The following is a 21211-nucleotide window of genomic DNA, read 5'->3' as shown; positions in this document are numbered from 1 at the left end:
TGTGTCGGGTGAAGGACGCGACTTGTCGGAGAATGGTTGCAATTGCCCTCTGCGCGTCTTCCGCGTTCGTCAGGGCCGGGTCTCGAAGGCGACCGCGAACGGCCCGTCGGTCGGCGTCCAGTCCACGGCGAGCTCGACCTCGCTGGTCCGCACGTCGATGCGTACGACGGCCGCTCGGTGCTCGAGCTCGATGCTGGCCAGCAGGTGCCGCTCGTCCTCCCAGGCGAGCTGTTCGGCGTACCACTGCTTCTGGCGGTACGGCGGCGGCGCGACGTCATGGCGCACCTCGCCCGAGCGGGCGTTCACGACCGACATCCGGCGGCGAGTGCCGACGAGGAGCTGTCGGCCGGACGGGCTGAACGCCATCGCGTAGCTGTGGGGCTGGCGCCAGAGCACCTTCCTGGTGTCGAAGTCGAGCACCTTGATCCCGACGTCGCCCAGTGCGGCAACGACGAGCCGGGCGCGGGCGCTGACCATGCTCGCCCGGTCCAGCACCGGCGTCCGGGTGAGGCCGGCCGCGCCGTCCGAGACCCATGTCTCGCCGCGTCCGCCCCAACCGGTCTGGAGGATCGCCCTTTGATCGATCACCCCCGTCACCTCGGTCAGGAACGACGGCGCGAGGTCGAGCCGGACCGTGGTGACGTCGCCGGTGTCGACGTCGCCGGTGTGCAGCAGCGTCGGCAGGTCGAGGCCGCTCTCGGGCGGGGTGAAGGTGAGCCAGTGCAGGGTCGCGCCGTCCGCGCTCAGGACGGGGTACCCCGACACCGTGGCCGCGCCGGGGACATGTCCGGGCTGGCCGGCGGACGTGTCGACCCGGCCCCGGTCGTCGAGGACGTAGACGCCGGTGCTGCCCTCGAAGATCTGGTCGCTGGTGACCAGGAATCCGTCGCCCAGCCTGGCGATCGACGTCACGCCGTGGTCGCGCAGCACCCGCACCATCCGGCCCTCGGGAGAGTGGTACGTGTTCCCGATGACGTAGCCGATCTCCGGCGGCGGCCCGACCGGCAGCCCGTCGACCCAGGCGCCGGGGCGGACGGGCGCCGTACTGGTGGCAGACGTCGGTGACGACGGGGAGGTCGGCGACGTCTCGTCGGGCGGGGCCGCCGCCTGCTGAGGGTCGCCGGCACACCCCGCGGCGAGGACGGCCAGCGCCACCAGGGTGACCGCGGCGGCGCGACTCCGAGGGCTCATGCCCGTACGACGCCCGGGCACCGGCCGCGGTTGCCTTCTGGGCCGGTCAGCCTCGAAGGCTCATGTAGACCGCGAGAACGATGAGGAGCGTGCCGATGCTGACGACGAGCACGGTGTCCGCGGTGCGGTGCGCGCGGTGGGAGCCGGCGTCCTCGGCACGGACAGGGGCGGGCAGGGTTTCGGTCGCGCGGTGCTTGCTGGTGGTGGGCATGTCGATCCTCCGAGATAGGCAACATTCACCAGTCCGGACGTACCGCTGCCCCGAAACATCACGCGATTTTGAAAGAAAGCGCGGATCAGAAGGGCGCGACGAGCAGCGCCGTACCCTGCCCGGCCACGCGGGTCAGCACCAGCGTGGCCTCCTCGTCGCCCTCGAGCGCGAGCCGCTTGCGCAGCGCGTCAGGCGCCACGTCGACGCCCCGCTTCTTGATCGTGAGCCGCCCGATGCGGCGCTCGCGGAGCGCCGCCTTGAGCTGCTTCTCGCGGTAGGGGAGGTGCTCGAGCACCCGGTAGCCGCGGGCGAACGGGCTGCGGAACGAGGCGTCCGAGGTGACGTAGGCGATCTTGGCGTCGATCAGCCGGCCCTCCACGCCGGCCGCCACTGCGGTCACCAGGCCGGCCCGGATGACCGCGCCGTCCGGTTCGTAGAGGAACGCGCCGACCTCGCCGACGCCGACCGCGTCGGCGCCGGGATCGTCCTCGTCGGTCAGGGAGGCCAGGCCGCCCGCTTGCCCAGAGGTCGTCGACGGGATCACGGTGGCGCGGCGCTGGGCGGTCGCCGTACGACCGGACCAGAGCGCGGCCTCCTTGACCTCGCCGCCGTCGCTGACCCACTCCGCCTCGACGTCCGCCGGCACCAGGGCGTGCGGGATCCCGGGGGCGACCTTCACGCACGCGTCGCGTCGCAGCAGCCCCTCGATCCAGGACCAGGGCGGCACCCAGTCGTCGACGTTGAAGCTGCGTCCGGCTCCGGTACGGCGGGCGGGGTCGGCGAACGCGAGGTCGAACCCGGCGTGGTTGACCGTGGTCGCGTCGGCGACCTGGACCGCGCCGGGCAGACCGGCGGCTGCCAGGTTGGCCTCGGCCATCGCGACCCGGACCGGGTCGAGGTCGACGCCGGCGCACACCAGGCCGGCGCGGGACGCAGCGATCAGGTCGCCGCCGATCCCGCAGCCGAGGTCGATCAGGGTCTGCGCGCCGAAGGCCCGGTAGCGGCCGGCGCGGTGCGCCGCGACCGACTGCCGGGTGGCCTGCTCGAGGGCGTCCGGCGTGAAGTAGAGCCGGTCGGCGAGGTCGCCGAACTTGGCCCGCGCCTTCTCCCGGAGCTCGACCTGGGTGAGCGCGGCAGCGACCGCGGCCGGCGGCGCCGTACGGCGGAGCTCGGCCTGGACGTGCAGCTCGCCGCCGGTCCCGGTAGCCCCAGCCAGCTCGGTGGCCTGCGCGAGGAGCGCCTGCCCCTCATCGGTGAGCAGCCACCGGAATGCGTCGAGGTCCACGCCACGATCCTGTCAGGCCCGGCCATCGGGTGGGCCGCCCTGGCACTCGTTGGATGAGAGTGCTAGTTTCGTGCTGGCACTCTCGCATCGAGTGTGCCAGCGCTTGCCGAAGAGCGTGCGACCCCCGCGACGGCGTACTCCCCAAGGCAAGCCCCAACGTGGGCGGGCGCCAGCCCGTCAGACCCCTGCACACACCCGCAATGAAAGTGGAGGTCGATCGACGTGTCGATCAACATCAAGCCGCTCGAGGACCGCATCGTCGTCAAGGCGCTCGAGGCCGAGCAGACCACGGCTTCCGGCCTGGTCATCCCGGACACCGCCAAGGAGAAGCCGCAGGAGGGCGAGGTCCTCTCGGTCGGCCCCGGCCGCATCGACGACAACGGCAACCGCGTGCCGCTGGACGTGTCGGTGGGCGACAAGGTCATCTACAGCAAGTACGGCGGCACCGAGGTCAAGTACGGCGGCCAGGAGTACCTCATTCTCTCGGCGCGCGACGTCCTCGCGATCGTTTCCTGATCTCCTGCACGGGTCGTGTGCCTGAGGCCTCGCCATAGCGCGGGCTGAGGCACACGACCCGTTTGCAGTTCCACCCCCTGAAGGAGAAGTAATGCCGAAGATCCTGGAGTTCGACGAGAACGCCCGGCGCGCCCTCGAGCGCGGCGTCGACAAGCTCGCGAACACGGTCAAGGTGACGCTCGGCCCCAAGGGCCGCTACGTCGTCCTCGACAAGAAGTGGGGCGCCCCCACGATCACCAACGACGGTGTGACCGTGGCGCGCGAGATCGAGCTCGACGACCCGTTCGAGAACCTTGGTGCTCAGCTCACCAAGGAGGTCGCGACGAAGACCAACGACATCGCCGGTGACGGTACGACGACGGCGACCGTGCTCGCCCAGGCGATGGTGCACGAGGGCCTCCGCGCGGTGGCCGCCGGCGCCAACCCGATGGGCGTCAAGCGCGGCATGGACGCCGCGGCCTCGGCCGTGTCCGACGCGCTGCTCGCCTCCGCCCGCGAGGTGGAGACCAAGGAGGACATGGCCAGCGTGGCCACGATCTCCAGCCGCGACAGCCACATCGGCGCGCTGCTCGCCGAGGCCTTCGACAAGGTGGGCAAGGACGGTGTCATCACCGTCGAGGAGTCCAACACCATGGGCACCGAGCTCGAGTTCACCGAGGGCATGCAGTTCGACAAGGGCTACATCTCGGCGTACTTCGTGACCGACCCGGAGCGGATGGAAGCGGTCATCGACGACCCCTACATCCTTCTGCACCAGGGCAAGATCTCCGCGATCGCCGACCTGCTGCCGCTGCTCGAGAAGGTCATCCAGGCCGGCAAGCCGCTCTTCATCCTCGCCGAGGACGTCGACGGCGAGGCGCTCTCGACGCTCGTGGTCAACAAGATCCGCGGCACCTTCAACGCGGTCGCGGTGAAGGCCCCGGCGTTCGGTGACCGGCGCAAGGCGATGATGCAGGACATCGCGATCCTGACCGGCGGTCAGGTCATCGCCCCCGAGGTCGGCCTCAAGCTCGACCAGGTCGGGCTCGACGTGCTCGGCCAGGCGCGACGCATCGTCGTCACCAAGGACAGCACCACGATCGTCGACGGCGCCGGTGACTCCGCGCAGGTCGAGGGCCGGGTCAACCAGATCAAGGCCGAGATCGAGAACGCCGACAGCGACTGGGACCAGGAGAAGCTCCAGGAGCGTCTCGCCAAGCTCGCCGGCGGCGTCTGCGTGATCAAGGTCGGCGCTGCCACCGAGGTCGAGCTCAAGGAGAAGAAGCACCGCATCGAGGACGCGGTCTCCGCGACCCGTGCGGCCATCGAGGAGGGCATCGTCCCCGGCGGTGGCTCCGCGCTCATCCACGCGGTGTCGGTGCTCGACAAGGACCTCGGCCTCACCGGCGACGAGGCGGTGGGCGTGCGGATCGTGCGCAAGTCCGCCGACGAGCCGCTGCGCTGGATCGCCGAGAACGGCGGTGTCAACGGCTACGTCGTCACCACCAAGGTCCGTGAGCTCGGCGTCGGCAACGGCTACAACGCCGCCACCGAGGAGTACGGCGACCTGGTCGCCCAGGGCGTCCTCGACCCGGTCAAGGTGACCCGCTCCGCGCTGGTCAACGCGACCTCGATCGCGGCGATGCTGCTCACGACCGAGACGCTGGTCGTGGAGAAGCCCGAGGACGAGGACGAGGCCGCTGCGGCCGGCGGCCACGGCCACGGGCACGGCCACGGTCACTGATCCGTCGCACACCTCGCCGAGCCGGCTCATCTCAGGATGAGCCGGCTCGGCGCATTTTTCGCGCAGAGATGAGACGGGTCGGCGGCTTCCGTGGCCTGATTTGCGCCGGGTCGGCAGGATCGAGGGGTGGTGGACGTGGTGGACGACTTTCTCGGGGAGTGGCAGGCCTGGCGGCAGGCGCGTGAGGACCGGCTGACAGCGCCGCACGGCTTCCTCTCGATCACCGGCCTGCACTGGCTGGACGCGACGCCCCAGCGCATCGACGGGGTGCCCGGCGCGTGGGCGCTGGGTCCCAGCGGCGTCGAGGTCGATCTGGGGCCAGGCGAGTCGCTGACGGTCGACGGCCGGGAGGTCAGCGGGCACGTGCTGCTCGGACCGGTCGATGACGCCGGCATCCGGGTCCATTCCGGGGAGCTCGTCGTGGAGGTGGCCAGCCGTGGCGCCGGCGTACTGCTGCGACCGCGGGACCCCGCCCATCCGCTGCGGACCGGTCACCGTCCGACGCCCGTCTACCCGCCGTCGCCCGACTGGGTTCTGACCGCGCGGTTCCACCCGTACGACGGCGACCGGCCCACCGCGGACGCGGTCGGCGAGGTCTCGTTCACCGTCGCGGGGGAGCCGGTACGGCTGGTGGCGTACGACGACGACGGCGGCCTGTGGCTGGTCTTCGCTGACGCGACGTCGGGCCGGGCGACGTACCCCGCCGGCCGCCAGCTCGTCGCCCCGCCGCCGTCCGCCGACGGCATGGTGGTGCTCGACTTCAACCGCACGACGAACCTGCCCTGCGCCTACACGGAGTTCACGACCTGCCCGGTCCCGCTGCCGCAGAACCGGCTGACCGTCGCCATCGAGGCGGGCGAGAAGATTCCGGACTGACCGAGTTTCGCAACGCTGACGATCGCCGCGCGTGACCTTGATGCGGCATGCTGGACCCATGCTGTGGAGGGTGCGCGCGAACCTGCCGGATCGTCCCGGGGCTCTCGGGTCGCTGGCTCACGAGTGCGGCAAGAGCGGCGTCAACATCCTGCGGGTCCAGGTCTTCCCGGGCCGGTCCTCGGTCACCGACGAGCTGGTCGTGGACGCGCCGGAAGGTTTCGGCGTCGCGGACATGGTCGGCCTGATGCAGCGCGCCGGTGCCGAGTCGGTGGTCGCGATGGAGTGCACCGAGGCGGCGCTCGACGACCAGCCGACGCGGTTCGTGAAGGCGGCGCTCGCGGTCCTCGACCAGCCCGCGACGTTCCCCGACGTCGTCGCGCACCTCTTCGACGCCGATCTCGCTCCTGCCGGCGGCCACGAGGACGTGCTGGAGATGACTGTCGGCAACGCGACCGTCCAGATCCGACGGTCCACGTCGTTCACCTCGACCGAACGGGTCCGCGGGGCTGCGATGGCCGAGCTGGTCACCCACGTGCTGAGCCGGGAAGCACCGCCCGCGCCGCAGAGTGCGCGCGAGACCGCCGAGCTGGAGTACGTCGCCACCGGCGATGCCGTCGCCGCGCTGTCCGGTGGCCGGGTGGCCGGTCGCGCCTCGGTGGCACCGGCCGCCGCCGAAGGCGATCCGTGGCCGGTCGACATGTGGGTCGACCCGTCGTGGCAGCGGCGCGGCATCGGCACCCGACTCCTCGCCGACGTCGCCCGGATGGCGCGGGCGCGGGGCGCCGAGGAGATCGTGCTCACCGCGCCTTCCGACACGCAGGCGGTCCTGCCGATGGTGCTGTCCGCCGGGCTGCGCGGCCGGATCCGGATGGTCGGCGAGACCGTGAGCGTGCGGATCGCCGTGAGCGAGCTCCGGGTCTGAGGAGCGCGTCGTACCTGAAGTTTCGGCCCCAGAACCGGCCGGATCGGGGCCGAAGCTTCAGGTACGACGCCCTCCAACGCCCGCCGCGGCACCGACTTCGTGAAAAGATTCACAAACTCGTGATCGAGGCGTGAACACCGCCTAGCGTCGGGACTGTGCTGACGCCCGCAGTCCTCACCGAAGTAGTGGTCCAGCTCTCCGGAGCCGCCGAACCCGCGGGCCTGCTGCCCGCCCGGCAGCAGATGGCGCTCTCGCTCGGCTGGCACATCGTGCTGGCCTGCTTCGGCGTCGCCTTCCCCGCGATGATCTTCGTGATGCACCTGCGGGGGATCCGCCGCGACGACCCGGTCGCCCTCGGTCTCGCCCATCGGTGGGCCAAGGTCTCGGCCGTGCTGTTCGCCATCGGAGCCGTGTCCGGCACGGTGCTGAGCTTCGAGATGGGCCTGCTGTGGCCGGGCCTGATGGGGACGTACGGCGACGTCCTCGGCCTGCCGTTCGCGTTCGAGGGGCTGGCCTTCTTCCTCGAGGCGATCTTCCTCGGGATCTACCTCTACGGCTGGGGCCGGATCCCGCCGAAGCGGCACGTCCTGATGGTGCTGCCGATGGCGGTCACCGGCATCGTCGGCGCCTACTGCGTGCTGGCGGTCAACGCCTGGATGAACGATCCGACCGGCTTCCGGATCGTGGGCGGCGAGGTCACCGACGTCCAGCCGTGGGCGGTGCTGTTCAACCAGCAGGCGTTCCTGCAGTTCGCGCACATGTGGGTCGGCGCCTACATGCTGACCGGCTTCTCCGTCGCCGGTGTGTACGCCGTCGGCATGCTCCGCGGTCGCCGCGACGCCCACCACCGGCTGGGCTTCATGGTGCCCTTCGTCTTCGCGTCGATCGCGGCCGTGACCCAGCCCTTCGTCGGCCACGTCCTCGGCTTCGGCCTGGACGAGCGGCAGCCGGCCAAGCTCGCGGCGTTCGAGCTGGCCGAGACGACCGAGAGCCCCTCGCCGCTGCGGCTGGGCGGGGTGCTGGTCGACGGCGAGGTCAAGGGTGCGATCGACATCCCGGTGCTGGGATCGCTGATCGCGATGAACTCGCCCGACGAGCCGGTGCCCGGTCTCGACACGATCCCCGAGGAGGACCACCCGCCGGTCAACCTGGCGCACCTCGCGTTCCAGGCGATGGTCGGCATCGGGACCCTGCTGGCGGCCGGCGTCGTGTGGTTCTGGTTCCAGCGGCGCCGCGGCCGGGACCTGCTCGAGCGGCGTTGGTTCCTCCGCTCGGCCGCCGTGGCCGGACCGCTCGCTGTCGTCGCGCTCGAGGCGGGCTGGATCGCGACGGAGGTCGGACGCCAGCCGTGGATCGTCTACGGGGTGATGCGGACGCCCGAGGCGGTGGGTGACTACACCGCAAGCCTGTGGTGGCTCCTCGGCGTCAGCACCGTGGTCTACGCCGGCATGACGGTCGGCGCGGTCGTCGTGCTCCGCTCCATGGCGCGCCGCTGGCGGGCCGGCGAGGTCGACCTGCCCAGCCCCTACGCACCGGAGGTCTCGACCGACAAGACCTCGACGGACAAGGCGGAGGCCGGCCGATGAGCCTGGAGGTAGCCGTCGCCGCGGCGCTGTTCGTCGGCGTCGTCGCGTACGCCGTGCTCGGCGGCGCCGACTTCGGATCGGGCTTCTTCGACCTCACCGCAGGCAGCAGCCGCCGCGGCGCCGAGCTGCGCACCCTCGTCGACCACAGCATCGGCCCGGTGTGGGAGGCCAACCATGTCTGGCTGATCTACGTCCTGGTGATCTGGTGGACCGGCTTCCCGGAGTCCTTCGCGGCCGCGATGTCGACGCTGGTGCTGCCGCTGCTGTTCGCGCTGCTGGGCATCGTGCTGCGCGGCGCCAGCTTCGCGTTCCGCAAGTACGCCGAGACGCTCGGCCAGGCGCGCCTGTTCGGTGTCGTGTTCGCGACGTCGTCGGTGCTGACGCCGTTCTTCCTCGGGACCGTGGCCGGCGGGATCGCCTCGGGGCGGGTGCCGCTCGACGGCACCGGCGACCGGTGGGCGTCGTGGGTCAACCCGACCTCGCTGTTCGGAGGCGTGATCGCGGTCGGCACCTGCGCGTTCCTCGCCGGCGTCTTCCTGGTGGCCGAGGCCGCGCGGCGGGGACAGAACCGGCTGGCCGACGAGCTCCGGGTGCGGGCGCTGCTCGTCGGGGTGGTCACCGGGGTGGTGGTCTTCGCCGCGCTCGTCCCGATCGCCGACGACGCACCCACCCTGAGCGACGGTCTCGCGGGCAGAGCCGCTCCGCTCGTCGTGCTGGCCGCGGTGGCCGGCCTCGCGACGCTCGCGCTGCTCTGGCGCCGCAGCTACGGCGCCGCGCGGCTCACCGCCGTCACGGCGGTCGCGTCGGTCGTGTCGGGGTGGGGGATCGGGCAGTACCCCTGGCTGCTCGTCGACGAGGTGCGGATCGCCGACGCCGCCGGAGCGACCGCGACGCTCCAGGGGCTCCTGGTCGCGGTCGGGCTCGCGGTCGTTGTCGTCGTACCGCCGCTGGCGTACCTGTTCCGGCTCACCCAGAGCGAGGAGTGGTCCCGCCACTGAGGCGCACGTCGTACCTGAAGTTTCGGCCCCAAAATCGACCGAATCGGGACCGAAACTTCAGGTACGACGCACGCCGCGTCGCTCAGCTGGTGAGCGACCGGTCCGGCGGGTGGTTGCCGAGCCGCCAGCCGCCGAGCGGCAGGTCGATCGCGGGCTGCGGACCCCAGGACCCCTGCGGGTAGGGCTCCGGTGCCGGGCGGCGCTCGAGGACCGGCTGGCAGATCTCCCACAGCCGCTCGACCTCGGCCGAGCCGATGAAGAGGGTGCGGTCGCCGCGCATCACGTCGAGGATGAGCCGCTCGTACGCCTCCAACGGGTCGGCGTCCGGGACGTCGCAGACGAGGTCGAGGCGGAACACGCCCTCGACGATGTCCATGTCCGGGCCGGGTCGCTTGGCGCGGACGTCGATCGCGATCCGCGGCTGGTCGGCGAGCTCGATGACCAGCTCGTTGGGCGCCGGCACCCCCTGGTCGGCGGGCTTGAGCCAGCGGTGCCGGGGGTCGGAGAACCGGACGGTGATGGTCCGCCGGCCCTCGGCCATCGCCTTGCCGGTGCGCAGGTAGAACGGCACGTCGCGCCACCGGTCGTTGTCGATCCACATCTCGATCGCGACGAACGTCTCCACGTCGGAGTCGGGTGCGACGTCGGCCTCGGCGCGGTAGCCGTCGTACTGGCCGAAGACCACGCGCTCCGGGTCGAGCGGCCGCACTGCCGCGAACACGGCGGACTTCGCCGCCCGCAGTGCGGACTCGCGGTAGGCGTGCGGGTCCTCGAGCGCGACGAAGCCGAGCAGCTGGCAGAGATGGGTGGTGACCATGTCGCGCAGGCAGCCGGTGCCCTCGTAGAAGCTGCCCCGGCCCTCGACCGTCAGCCGCTCCGGCACGTCGATCTGCACCGACTCGATGGTGTGCCGGTTCCAGGCCGGCTCGAACAGCCCGTTGGCGAAGCGGAGCGCCAGGATGTTCTGCACCGCCTCCTTGCCGAGGAAGTGGTCGATCCGGAAGATCTGCCGCTCCTCGAAGGCGTTGAGGAGTACGACGTCGAGTGCCCGTGCAGTGGCCAGGTCGGTGCCGAACGGCTTCTCCGCGACCAGTCGCGAGCGGTCGACCAGGTCCTCCTTCGCGAGCATCTCCACCGTGCCGGAGACGGCCGACGGCGGGATCGAGAGGTAGAGCAGGCGCCGTACGTCGGACAGCAGGCAGCCCGCGTCCTCGAGCAGTCGGTCCTCGGCGTCACGCACGGCCGCCGACAGCGCCGTACCGTCGTCGGCCGAGGAGGTGACGAACGTGATCCGCTCCAGCAGCGGCCCGGCCACCGCCTCGTCGACGTCCTTCACGAACTCGTCGAGAGCCGTCCTCACCTGGCCGCGGAACTCCTCGTCGGTGCCGGGGGAGCGCCGGCCGCTGCCGATCACCCGGTAGTGCTTGGGGAGCCGCCCCGCCGCGGCCAGCCGGTACAGCCCGGGGAAGAGCTTGCGGGACGCGAGGTCGCCGGTCGCGCCGAAGAGGACCAACACGTGCGGGGGCAGGTCTTTGATCACGGGAAGGTTCACGCGCCCCAGTCTGTCCCGGTTCGTCCTGCAGGCAAGGCGACACGTAGGATTCCGTCATGGAGGCCACTGAAGTTCCGGCGAAGTTCGCACCTTTGGGTCTGACCTACGACGACGTTCTGCTGCTGCCCGGGCATTCCGACCTGGCGCCCGACGACATCGACACGACGACGCGGCTCACGCGCGAGATCAGCATCAAGGCGCCGCTGATCAGTGCCGCGATGGACACGGTCACCGAGTCCCGGATGGCGATCGCGATGGCCCGCCAGGGCGGTATCGGCATCCTGCACCGCAACCTCTCCGCCGAGGAGCAGGCCTATCAGGTCGACCTCGTGAAGCGGACCCAGACCGGGATCATCTCCAACCCGGTCACCATCGGCCCCGACGCGACGCTCGAGGACCTCGACCGGATCTGCGGTGAGTACCGCGTCTCCGGCCTCCCCGTCGTCGACGCCGACAACCGGCTGCTCGGCATCTGCACCAACCGCGACCTGCGGTTCACCCCAGTCGCGGAGTGGGCCTCGACCAAGGTCGACGAGGTGATGACGCCGATGCCGTTGATCACCGGACCGGTCGGCATCAGCCGTGACGACGCCAACCTGCTGCTGCGCAAGCACAAGCGCGAGCGGTTGCCGCTGGTCGACGAGCAAGGCCGGCTGGGCGGGCTGATCACCGTCAAGGACTTCGTGAAGTCCGAGCAGTTCCCCGACGCGTCCAAGGACGGTCAGGGCCGGCTGATGGTCGGCGCCGCAATCGGCTACTTCGGCGATGCGTGGGAGCGTGCCACCGGCCTGATCGAGGCGGGCGTCGACGTGCTCGTCGCCGACACCGCCCACGGCCACGTGACCCTCCTCCTCGACATGGTCCGGCGGCTCAAGAGCGACCCCGCCACCAAGCACGTGCAGGTGATCGGCGGCAACGTCGCCACCCGTGAGGGCGCACAGGCGTTCGTCGACGCCGGCGCCGACGCGGTCAAGGTCGGCTTCGGCCCGGGCTCGATCTGTACGACGCGCGTGGTCACCGGCTGCGGCGTACCCCAGGTCACCGCCGTCTACGAGGCCTCGCTCGCGGCCCGCCCGGCCGGCGTACCCGTGATCGCCGACGGCGGCCTGCAGCAGTCCGGCGACATCGCCAAGGCGATCGTCGCGGGTGCGGAGTCGGTGATGATCGGCTCGATGCTCGCCGGCTGCGAGGAGTCGCCCGGCGAGGTGATCTTCGTGCAGGGCAAGCAGTACAAGGCCTACCGCGGCATGGGTTCCCTCGGCGCGATGTCCTCGCGCGGCAAGAAGTCATACTCCAAGGACCGCTACTTCCAGGCCGAGGTCACCAGCGACGACAAGATCGTCCCCGAGGGCGTCGAGGGCCAGGTGGCCTACCGCGGGCCGCTCTCCGCGGTCGCCCACCAGCTGCTCGGCGGCCTCAACCAGTCGATGTTCTACGTCGGCGCCGGGACGATCCCGGAGCTGCAGGAGAAGGGCCGGTTCATCCGGATCACCTCGGCCTCGCTCAAGGAGAGCCACCCCCACGACGTGCAGATGACGGTCGAGGCGCCCAACTACCACGGCTGAGGATCAGGCGTCCCCGGCGCGCGGCAGGCCGTTCCAGAGCAAGCGGGTGGCGGCGTCGACGACGTCGTCGAACGGCGTGTCCGGGTGCAGGGCCCACCACTGGGCCAGACCGTCGGCGGCACCACTGACGACGGCGACGATGACCGGCAGGCTGGTGGAGCCGAGGTCCACGCCGGCTCCGGCGAGGTCGGCCGACAGCAAGCCGCTGATGGCGTCGGCCCGGTCGTCGAGGTAGCCACGGACGACCTGGTCGAGCTCGGGGTCGCCGGACGGGATCGGGTCGAGGAGCAGCCGCCGGGTCGCGGGGTGCTCCCGGGTGAACTCGAGGTACGCCGCCAGCGTCGCCCGCACCCGGTCGCGCGGCCCGCCCTCGCTGGTGATGCCGCGCGCGATCTCGGTGAGCATCAGCTCGTGCTGGGAGGCCAGCACCTGCAGGAAGAGCGCGCGCTTGGTGGGGAAGTGGTCGTACATCACCGTCCGGGTGACCCCGGCTGCGGACGCGATCTCGCCGAGCGACGTTGCGTCGTACCCCCTGTTGGCGAACGCGACGACCGCGGCCGCCTCGACCCGGCGGCGGCGCTCGGCACCCCGCAGCCGTCGTCGCGGCTGGTTGACGGAGACGCCGGGAGAGGACACAATCCCCATGCTAACCGACACCAGTGTCGGTTACGGAAGATCGGGGTGTCATGGAGTCACTGTCTCGCCGGAACGTGCTGCGAGGATCCGGGGTCGCAGCGGCAGCGCTGGTCGCCGCCGGTCCGTTGTCGCCGGCGCTCGCCCTCCAACGACGCCGGGTCGCCGTGCTCGGTGGCGGCATGGCCGGCCTGGCCGCCGCGCACGAGCTGATCGAGCGCGGGTTCGAGGTCACCGTCTACGAGCGCAAGGCGCTCGGTGGCAAGGCGCGCAGCATCCCGGTGCCCCGTACGGCGTCCGGCGGTCGCCGCAACCTCCCCGGTGAGCACGGCTTCCGGTTCTTCCCGGGCTTCTACAGCCACATCCCCGAGACCATGGCGAGGATCCCGTTCGGGACCAACGAGAACGGCGTCCTCGACAACCTCGTCAACGCACCGATCCCGCTGTTCCCGCGATCCGGAGGTCGGGACGACCAGAACCTGTTCGGACTCATCCCGGACCCGCGCCACCTGGCCACCCCCGACGCGCTGAAGCGCTTCATCGTCGACGAGCTCGTGGGCGGGCAGATGGTGTCGCCCGACGAGGCGGCCTACTTCGCGACCCGGGTCGTCGTCTACATGTCGAGCTGCGACGAGCGGCGGTTCGGTCAGTGGGAGAAGACGTCCTGGTGGGACTTCGTCCGCGCCGAGCAGCGCTCGGCCGAGTACCAGACCGTCGCCGCCCGCGGCCTCACCCGGGCACTGGTGGCCGCCAAGGAGGAGATCGCCAGCACCCGCACCATCGGCAACATGGCCGAGGCCTTCCTCAACGCCATCGCCGGTCGGGGGACGCAGGGCCGGCACGCCGACCAGGTCCTCAACGGCCCGACCAACGAGGTGTGGATCGACCCCTGGGTCCAGCTGCTGCGGGGCAAGGGCGTCCGCTTCCGCACCGGTACGACGATCGTCGGGCTCGACGTCGCGAACGCGCGGATCACCGGGGCCCGGGCGAGCACCCCCACCGGTCCGACCACGATCGAGGCCGACTGGTTCGTGTCCGCGATGCCTGTCGAGCGGGTGACGCCGCTGCTCTCGAGCAGCGTGCTCCGGCTGGCTCCGAAGCTCGAGGGCCTGAACGGCCTCGTCACCGACTGGATGAACGGCATCCAGTTCTACCTGAAGCGCCCGGTCAACATGACGCGCGGCCACGTCGCCTTCCTCGACTCGCCGTGGTCGCTCACCTGCCTGACCCAGGGCCAGTTCTGGACCAACGACTTCGCGTCGACGTACGGCGACGGCGCGGCCGTCGACTGTCTCTCCGTCGACGTCTCCGACTGGACGGAGCCCGGCATCCTCTTCGGCAAGCCGGCCAACAGGTGCACCAAGGAGCAGGTGCGGGCCGAGGTCTGGGCGCAGATGAAGGCGTCGTTGGAGGACACCGGCCGCTCGGTGCTCCCCGACGACGTGCTGCACTCGTGGTTCCTGGATCCGGCCATCAAGTGGGACGCCACCCGCCGGGCCAACACCAACGACGAGCCGCTGCTGATCAACACGGTCGACTCGTGGAAGCTGCGGCCGACGGCAAGATCCGGCATCCCCAACCTCTTCCTCGCCGGCGACTACTGCCGAACCAACGTCGACCTGGCCACCATGGAGGGCGCCAACGAGTCCGGACGGCAGGCCGCCAACGCGATCCTCGACGCCTCCGGCGTCGGCGGCACGCCCGCTCCGATCTACAAGATGTTCCGCCCGCCGGAGTGGGAGGCGCTGAAGATCGCCGACAAGGCGCTCTACCGGCTCGGGCTGAAGAACGCGTTCGACGTCGGGTGAGCGGTCAGGAGAAGTTGAGGCTCCCGCGCCCGCTGCCTGACTCGAAGCGGCGGGTTCCTCCGGTGGGCGCGCACTGACCACGATTGCGGACCCGCCCAGGACCGAACACCATGAGGTAGTGGCACACCAGCGGAGGCGCTCTCGGCTGCGGGCCGCGCTGAGAGCGGGCCTTGTCCTGGCGGTGGTCCTGGGGGTGGTGATCGGAGCGATGTGGGCGATACAGCGTCGGCTCATCTACTTCCCGGATTCGTCCCCGGTGCCACCGGCGGACGAAGTGATCGCCGGTGCGCGTGACGTCACGCTGCACACCGAGGACGGCCTCACGCTCGGCGCCTGGTTCGTGCCGGCCCGCGGTAGGCGCGACCGGGACATGGCGGTGCTCGTCGCGCCCGGCAACGGCGGCAACCGGCTCGGGCGCGCGGACTTCGCGGACGAGCTGAGCGACCTCGGGCTCGCCGTGCTCCTCATCGACTATCGCGGGTACGGCGGCAACCCCGGCTCGCCGAGCGAGGACGGACTACTCGCCGATGCGCGGGCCGCTGCCGAAGCGCTGGAATACCTCGGCTACCCGCCGGAGCGAACCCTTTACTTCGGGGAGTCGCTCGGCACGGGCGTCGTTGCTGCCCTCCAGGCCGAACGCCCACCGGCCGGTCTGGTGCTGCGTTCGCCCTTCACCGAGCTGGCCGACGTCGGGTCTCACCACTATCCCTGGCTGCCGGTGCGAGTCCTCCTACGAGACGGTTTCCCCGTGCTCGACCACCTGAAGGACAGCGAGGTCCCCGTGACCGTGGTGTACGGCGACCGGGACAGCGTGGTTCCGTCGCGGCTCAGCGCCCGGGTTGCGGACGAGGCCCCGTCTCTGGCCGAGGAGCTGGTCCTCCAGGGAGCCGATCACAACGACCCGGTGATGTTCGGACCCGAGGTTGCGCGGGCGGTGGCACGTCTCGCTGCCTCGGTCGACAAGGGAAGCTGAACACCGGTGTCGATCGGGGCCGAGGCAGCTAGTCGATCGGTTTCGCCATCTTCACCAGCGCAACCGCGACGCCTCCACGGTCATCGGTGAGTCGCTCGGTCGGCACGAAGCCATCCTTGGTGTAGAGCGGTTCGCCGGACATCGTTCCCATCAGTTCGAGGCGCTTGAATCCCTCCTCCTTGGCCGCTTGCTCACACCAGGTCAGGATCAGCCGACCGACTCCACTGCGCGCGTACGCGGGGTGGGTGTACATGGCACGCACTCTCGCTGCGTCGACCGCGGGATCGAGGAGCTCCGGGTCGCGGCCGGGGGTGTGGTCACCGCCGTACAGCGTGGCTCTACGGCTCCAACCGCCGCATCCGGCGACCGCCTCTCCCGCAAGCACCACGTAGTAGGCGCCGTCCTTGATCAGTTGAGTGTCAATGCCCATGATCGCGCGGCTGGACTCGATCTCTTCCGGAGGCTTCTGCAATCCGTCTCCGTCAACCGAGCGTCGGCAAAAGGGGCGGTCACGACTGGCATCCTCCGGCGGCCTCACAGGTAGAGGCCGGTGCCCGTCGATGGCTTCTCGTCGGGCGGCGGCGTGGTGGGCAGGTCCTGCCAGCGGAGCATCCGGATCTCCTCGGGGGTCGTCGCTCCGGTGCTGACGATCCGCTGGGCCTGGCGCGCGACCGTCTCCTCGAACACGTTGCGCACGAACCGGCCGTTGCCGAACCCTTCCGGCCGGGGCCGTGGGAAGAGCAGCCGGAGCTGCTGGGTGACGTACTCGTCGAGGTCGTAGCCGGCGCGGCCGCGCAGCAGCTCGAAGATCGCGACCAGCTCGTCGTCGCTGTAGTCGGCGAAGCCGATCGTGGTCGGGAACCGGGAGGCGAGGCCGGTGTTGACGGTCAGGAACCGCTGCATCTCGCGGGGGTAGCCGGCCACGATCACCACCACCTCGTCGCGCCGGTCCTCCATCAGCTTGAGGAGGGTCGAGATCGCCTCGTGGCCGAAGTCACGGTGGGAGTCCGGCGGCACCAGTGCGTAGGCCTCGTCGACGAAGAGGACACCGCCGGCCGCGCGGTTGAACGCTGCAGTCGTGCGGGGCGCCGTCTGGCCGATGAACTCACCGACCAGGTCCTGCCGGCTGACCTCCACCAGGTGGCCGTTGTCGAGCACGCCGAGCTGGGCGTAGACCCGCGCCAGCAGCCGCGCGACCGTCGTCTTCGCGGTGCCGGGATTGCCGAGGAACACCATGTGGCGCGAGCGGTCCGACGCCGGCATGCCGATCTCCCGGCGCAGCTGCTCGGCCCTCACCTCGGCCACCAGCCGCTGCACCTGGTCCTTGACCGCCTGCAGGCCGATCAGGTCGGCCAGCTCGCCCATGGGGTCCCCGATCTCCACCGGCGGGGGAGCGGCATCGACCGCGTCGCCGTACTCATCCTCGCGGAGGCGCTCGCCGACGCCGGGCCCGGTCGCACCAGCGGTGGGAGCGACGGGCGAGCGGGCCTGGAGCTTCGAGGCGAACGGGTTCCGCACGGTCGGTGCCGGCCGGAAGATCGCCCGGACGTCCTCCCAGAACCCGATCCGGTCGGGGCAGCTGGTGCTGGCGTCGGGATTGGCGAGCCGGACGTTGAAGTAGGCGACGTGGGTCGCCATCGCCATCCAGATCCGGGCGGCGTCGATCTCGCCGGTGACCAGCGACCGGGCGATCCAGCCGCGGGTGTCGCCGAGCCAGTCGACGGAGTCGAAGCCGGAGCGCAGCCGCTCGATCTCGGCACTGACCTCCTGGAACCTGGCCGGGCCGAGGATCGCGGTGAACGCGGCGGGCAGCTCGTCGATGCCGTCGTACAAGGTCATCGAGGCGATCAGCTGGTTGGCGGTCTGGCCGCGGCTGACCCGGTCGGTGAGGTGGGCGTGCGCGGCGTCGAACCCGTGCAGACCCCAGGCCAGCAACGACGTCCAGCCCCGGAGCTCCGGCAGTACGGCGGCGTCCTCGTCGGTCACGAGCGTGTGGTCCTGCTGCCAGCGGGCGTCGACCTCGGGCCAGGAGGCGCGCTGGATCGCTGCCACCAGCGACTCGTCGGCCAGGGCACGCCGCAGCACCCGCGCGGCCGCGGTCGCCCGGTCCCGGTGGGTCGGCGCGGCCGCGAGGAGCTCGCAGGCGGCGATCGAGACCTCCAGCGCCTCCGGTACGGCGGACGGGTCGACGCCCCGCGCGTTGTAGGCGAGGTCGAGGAGCCAGTCCCAGCGCCGGATCGCGAACGTCTGCACAGCGCCTGGCGAGACCTTGTCCGAGGGGATGTACCACGGCTCGAGCAGCGTCTGCGCCAGCTGGGTGTAGGAGCCGACGAAGATCGGTGCCGGCGTCGGCAGGTAGCTGATCGCCGACCACAGGTACGGCAAGGTCCGCGGCAGACCCGAGCGGTACGGCGACGACGTCTCGCCTGCCTGGGCCGGACCGAGCCGCTCGACCAGCCGCCGCAGCTCCTGCTGCGTGTCCTCCAGCCAGCCGTCGGGCACGACCCACGGGTCGGAGGTCCCGACCACGTCGATGAACTCGGCCGCGCCGAGCAGGGGGGCGAGGTGGTCGGGGAGGACGAGTCCGGTCATGGTCGTCCGAGTCTGCCCGGACTGATCGGCCTGATCCAGCGAAGGCTCAACCTTGTCTCAGCCCGGTGGTCCAGCCCGTCCCGACCGACACCCCGACATCCGGGTAAGCATCCCGTAGCGAGCCGAACGGGGACGCACACTCTAGAATCCACCGGTGACCGACATCGAGATCGGCCGTGCCAAGCGCGCCCGCCACGCCTACTCCTTCGACGACATCGCGATCGTGCCGTCCCGGCGCACCCGCGACACCAACGAGGTCAGCGTCGACTGGCAGATCGACGCCTACCGGTTCTCGCTGCCGATCCTCGCCGCCCCGATGGACTCGGTCATGTCTCCGGCGACGGCCATCGCCTTCGGGCAGTACGGCGGACTCGGCGTGCTCAACCTCGAGGGCATCTGGACCCGCTACAGCGACCCGGAGCCGCTGCTGGAGGAGGTCGCGGGTCTCCAAGGCGACGCCGCGACGCACCGGCTCCAGGAGATCTACGCCGAGCCGATCAAGCCCGAGCTGATCACCGAGCGACTGCGCCAGGTCCGGGAGGGCGGCGTGACCGTCGCCGGCTCGCTCTCTCCCCAGCGGACCAAGGAGTTCGCCAAGGTCGTCACCGACGCCGGCGTGGACCTGTTCGTCATCCGCGGCACCACGGTGAGCGCGGAGCACGTCTCGAGCCAGGCCGAGCCGCTCAACCTCAAGGAGTTCATCTACGAGCTCGACGTGCCGGTCATCGTGGGCGGCTGCGCCACCCACCAGGCCGCGCTGCACCTGATGCGGACCGGCGCGGCCGGCGTACTGGTCGGGTTCGGTGGCGGTGCGGCGCACACCACCCGCACCGTGCTCGGCGTCGCCGTACCGATGGCTTCCGCGGTGGCCGACGTCGCCGCCGCCCGCCGCGACTACCTCGACGAGTCCGGCGGTCGCTATGTCCACGTGATCGCAGACGGCTCGATCGGCCGGTCCGGCGACCTCGCCAAGGCCATCGCCTGCGGTGCCGATGCCGTCATGGTCGGCTCGCCGTTCGCCCGCGCGACCGACGCGCCCGGCCGCGGCTTCCACTGGGGCGCCGAGGCGCACCACCACGACTTGCCGCGCGGCCAGCGGGTCCAGTTCGAGCAGATCGGCACCATCGAGGAGATCCTCTTCGGCCCGAGCCGGGTCGCCGACGGCACCATGAACCTGGTCGGCGCACTCAAGCGGTCGATGGCGACCACCGGATACACGGATCTCAAGGAGTTCCAGCGGATCGAGGTCGTCGTCGAGTGAGCTCGCCGGCGGCGGCGCCCGCCGCCTTGCGGATGGGCAGTGCCCGCGGTCGCTGGGTGCTGCTGACGACGGTGCTGGGCTCCGGCCTGACGATGCTCGACGCGACCGTCGTCAATGTCGCGCTGGGGCGGATCGGGGAGGACCTGGACGCCGGGTTCGCCGGGCTCCAGTGGACGGTCAACGCCTACACGCTGACCCTCGCCGCGCTGATCCTGCTGGGCGGCTCCTTGGGTGACCGGATCGGCCGGCGCCGGATCTTCCTCGTGGGCGTCGTCTGGTTCGCGCTGGCCTCGCTGCTCTGCGGCCTCGCGCCCGACGTCAACACGCTGATCGCCGCCCGTGGCCTCCAGGGTGTCGGCGGGGCGCTGCTGATGCCCGGAAGCCTGGCGATCATCGCGGCGTCGTTCCATCCCGACGACCGGTCGGCCGCCGTCGGCGCCTGGTCCGGGCTCGGCGGCATCGCCGCGGCGATCGGCCCGCTCGTGGGTGGCTGGTTGGTGGAGCTGGACTGGCGCCTGGTCTTCCTCGTCAACGTCCCGGTCGCCGTGCTGATCATCGTGGTCGCGGTCCGCCACGTCCCCGAGAGTCGCGACCCCGACGCGGACGGGCGCCTCGACGTGACCGGGACCTGCCTGGCCGCGGTCGGGCTCGGCGCCCTCACGTTCGGGCTGACCCGCGCCGGTGACGCGGGCTTCAGCGGGTCGGTGGTCACCACCGCCTGCGCCGGACTCGCGCTGCTCGTCGCGTTCGTGGTCGTCGAGGCGCGGTCGTCGTCGCCGTTGGTGCCGCTGGAGCTGTTCCGCAACGCCCAGTTCAGTGCGGCCAACGTGGTGACGTTCCTGGTGTACGCCGCGCTCGGCGTGATCTTCCTGCTCCTGGTCCTGCAGCTCCAGGTGGTCGCCGGCTGGTCGCCGGTCCTGGCCGGCTCGGCGATGCTGCCCGTCACCATGATCATGCTCGCCTTCTCGTCCCGGGCGGGCGCGCTGGCCCAGCGGATCGGCCCCCGGCTCCCGATGACGCTGGGGCCGCTGCTGTCGGCCGGTGGGGTCCTCTGGTTGAGCGGGGTCGGCGCGGACGCGTCGTACCTCGCCGACGTGCTGACGCCCGTGCTGCTCTTCGGTGCCGGGCTCGCGCTGATGGTCGCGCCGCTGACGGCGACGGTCCTCGACTCCGCCGACGACCGGCACGCCGGCATCGCGTCCGGGGTCAACAACGCCGTCGCGCGTACCGCCGGTCTCCTCGCGGTCGCCGTCATCCCGGTCGCTGCGGGGATCGGTGGTGCCGACTACACCGACGCCACGGCGTTCGATGCCGGCTACGGGCGGGCGATGGTGATCAGCGCCGGGCTCCTCCTGGCCGGCGCCGCGCTCGCCGCAGCGTTCGTACGGCGACCGCTCGCCGCCGCTCCGGAGGGTCCCGGTGACGGACACCGGATCCATGTCGAGGAGTGCGTGCACTGCGGCGTGGCCGGCCCGCCGCTGCATCCGGCCGACCGCGCGCACGACTGAGAACCCGCCGC

18 protein-coding genes are annotated in these 21211 nt (G+C 71.1%); 11 read left to right on the top strand and 7 right to left on the bottom strand.

Going from position 1 to position 21211, the window contains the following annotated elements:
- Window positions 1-69: 69 nt before the first annotated feature.
- The 3 genes from D0Z08_RS03555 to D0Z08_RS03550 form a co-directional block, all read right to left on the bottom strand.
- Window positions 70-1191, bottom strand: a complete 1122-nt coding sequence (locus D0Z08_RS03555; RefSeq protein ID WP_147381304.1) for a YncE family protein — start codon at window positions 1189-1191, stop codon at window positions 70-72.
- A 46-nt stretch (window positions 1192-1237) separates the two neighbouring features.
- Entirely contained in the window at window positions 1238-1402 is a 165-nt protein-coding gene (locus D0Z08_RS31885) for a hypothetical protein (RefSeq protein WP_182481118.1), read from the bottom strand.
- An 85-nt stretch (window positions 1403-1487) separates the two neighbouring features.
- Window positions 1488-2687 carry a class I SAM-dependent methyltransferase gene (locus tag D0Z08_RS03550; protein ID WP_118922629.1) on the bottom strand — a complete coding sequence of 400 codons (1200 nt, stop codon included), beginning with the start codon at window positions 2685-2687 and terminating at the stop codon, window positions 1488-1490.
- Window positions 2688-2909: 222 nt separating this feature from the next.
- Here D0Z08_RS03550 and groES point away from each other — a divergent pair, with 222 nt between their 5' ends.
- From groES to D0Z08_RS03520, 6 genes are all read left to right on the top strand, one after another.
- Window positions 2910-3203 carry a co-chaperone GroES gene (groES, locus tag D0Z08_RS03545; protein ID WP_118922627.1) on the top strand — a complete coding sequence of 98 codons (294 nt, stop codon included), beginning with the start codon at window positions 2910-2912 and terminating at the stop codon, window positions 3201-3203.
- Window positions 3204-3294: 91 nt separating this feature from the next.
- Complete coding sequence (groL, locus tag D0Z08_RS03540) at window positions 3295-4926, top strand: chaperonin GroEL (RefSeq protein WP_118922625.1); 1632 nt, start codon at window positions 3295-3297, stop codon at window positions 4924-4926.
- Between the two features lie 126 nt (window positions 4927-5052).
- Window positions 5053-5802 (top strand): DUF1684 domain-containing protein, encoded by a 750-nt coding sequence (locus D0Z08_RS03535; RefSeq protein WP_118922623.1) that lies wholly within the window; start codon window positions 5053-5055, stop codon window positions 5800-5802.
- Window positions 5803-5860: 58 nt separating this feature from the next.
- On the top strand, window positions 5861-6724 hold the full coding sequence (locus tag D0Z08_RS03530) for a GNAT family N-acetyltransferase (RefSeq protein WP_245993596.1): 864 nt from the start codon (window positions 5861-5863) through the stop codon (window positions 6722-6724).
- Window positions 6725-6879: 155 nt separating this feature from the next.
- Window positions 6880-8310, top strand: a complete 1431-nt coding sequence (locus tag D0Z08_RS03525) for a cytochrome ubiquinol oxidase subunit I (RefSeq protein WP_245993594.1) — start codon at window positions 6880-6882, stop codon at window positions 8308-8310.
- Window positions 8307-9308, top strand: a complete 1002-nt coding sequence (locus D0Z08_RS03520) for a cytochrome d ubiquinol oxidase subunit II (RefSeq protein ID WP_118922621.1) — start codon at window positions 8307-8309, stop codon at window positions 9306-9308. Before D0Z08_RS03525 ends, D0Z08_RS03520 begins: the two co-directional genes overlap by 4 nt.
- An 82-nt stretch (window positions 9309-9390) precedes the next feature.
- On the opposite strand, the gene zwf is transcribed toward D0Z08_RS03520, so the two are convergent.
- Window positions 9391-10860, bottom strand: a complete 1470-nt coding sequence (zwf, locus tag D0Z08_RS03515; protein ID WP_245993592.1) for a glucose-6-phosphate dehydrogenase — start codon at window positions 10858-10860, stop codon at window positions 9391-9393.
- Window positions 10861-10916: 56 nt separating this feature from the next.
- Here zwf and guaB point away from each other — a divergent pair, with 56 nt between their 5' ends.
- On the top strand, window positions 10917-12425 hold the full coding sequence (guaB, locus tag D0Z08_RS03510) for an IMP dehydrogenase (RefSeq protein WP_118922619.1): 1509 nt from the start codon (window positions 10917-10919) through the stop codon (window positions 12423-12425).
- Window positions 12426-12428: 3 nt separating this feature from the next.
- Here guaB and D0Z08_RS03505 read toward each other — a convergent pair whose 3' ends face one another.
- Window positions 12429-13061, bottom strand: a complete 633-nt coding sequence (locus D0Z08_RS03505) for a TetR/AcrR family transcriptional regulator (protein ID WP_182481117.1) — start codon at window positions 13059-13061, stop codon at window positions 12429-12431.
- Between the two features lie 50 nt (window positions 13062-13111).
- Here D0Z08_RS03505 and D0Z08_RS03500 point away from each other — a divergent pair, with 50 nt between their 5' ends.
- Window positions 13112-14866: a hydroxysqualene dehydroxylase gene (locus D0Z08_RS03500; protein WP_118922615.1), complete on the top strand. Its 1755-nt coding sequence runs from the start codon at window positions 13112-13114 to the stop codon at window positions 14864-14866.
- 118 nt (window positions 14867-14984) lie between these two features.
- A complete protein-coding gene (locus D0Z08_RS03495) occupies window positions 14985-15839 on the top strand; it encodes an alpha/beta hydrolase (protein ID WP_245993590.1) in 855 nt (284 codons plus the stop codon).
- Window positions 15840-15867: 28 nt separating this feature from the next.
- On the opposite strand, the gene D0Z08_RS03490 is transcribed toward D0Z08_RS03495, so the two are convergent.
- Both D0Z08_RS03490 and D0Z08_RS03485 read right to left on the bottom strand, forming a co-directional pair.
- Window positions 15868-16311: a GNAT family N-acetyltransferase gene (locus D0Z08_RS03490; protein WP_245993589.1), complete on the bottom strand. Its 444-nt coding sequence runs from the start codon at window positions 16309-16311 to the stop codon at window positions 15868-15870.
- 62 nt (window positions 16312-16373) lie between these two features.
- The gene (locus D0Z08_RS03485; RefSeq protein WP_118922613.1) at window positions 16374-18431 is read right to left on the bottom strand and encodes an AAA family ATPase; all 2058 of its coding nucleotides are present in this window, start codon (window positions 18429-18431) and stop codon (window positions 16374-16376) included.
- A gap of 154 nt (window positions 18432-18585) precedes the next feature.
- On the opposite strand from D0Z08_RS03485, the gene D0Z08_RS03480 reads away from it, so the two are divergent.
- Both D0Z08_RS03480 and D0Z08_RS03475 read left to right on the top strand, forming a co-directional pair.
- Window positions 18586-19692 (top strand): GuaB3 family IMP dehydrogenase-related protein, encoded by a 1107-nt coding sequence (locus tag D0Z08_RS03480; protein WP_118922611.1) that lies wholly within the window; start codon window positions 18586-18588, stop codon window positions 19690-19692.
- Window positions 19689-21200, top strand: a complete 1512-nt coding sequence (locus tag D0Z08_RS03475; protein WP_245993586.1) for an MFS transporter — start codon at window positions 19689-19691, stop codon at window positions 21198-21200. The genes D0Z08_RS03480 and D0Z08_RS03475 overlap by 4 nt, the downstream gene beginning before the upstream one ends.
- The last annotated feature ends 11 nt before the right edge of the window (window positions 21201-21211 follow it).

Source organism: Nocardioides immobilis, from assembly GCF_003515065.1.
In the GTDB taxonomy this organism is placed as follows: domain Bacteria; phylum Actinomycetota; class Actinomycetes; order Propionibacteriales; family Nocardioidaceae; genus Nocardioides; species Nocardioides immobilis.
Note: the sequence above shows the minus strand (reverse complement) of the source record. Positions and strands in the feature narration are given on the sequence as shown.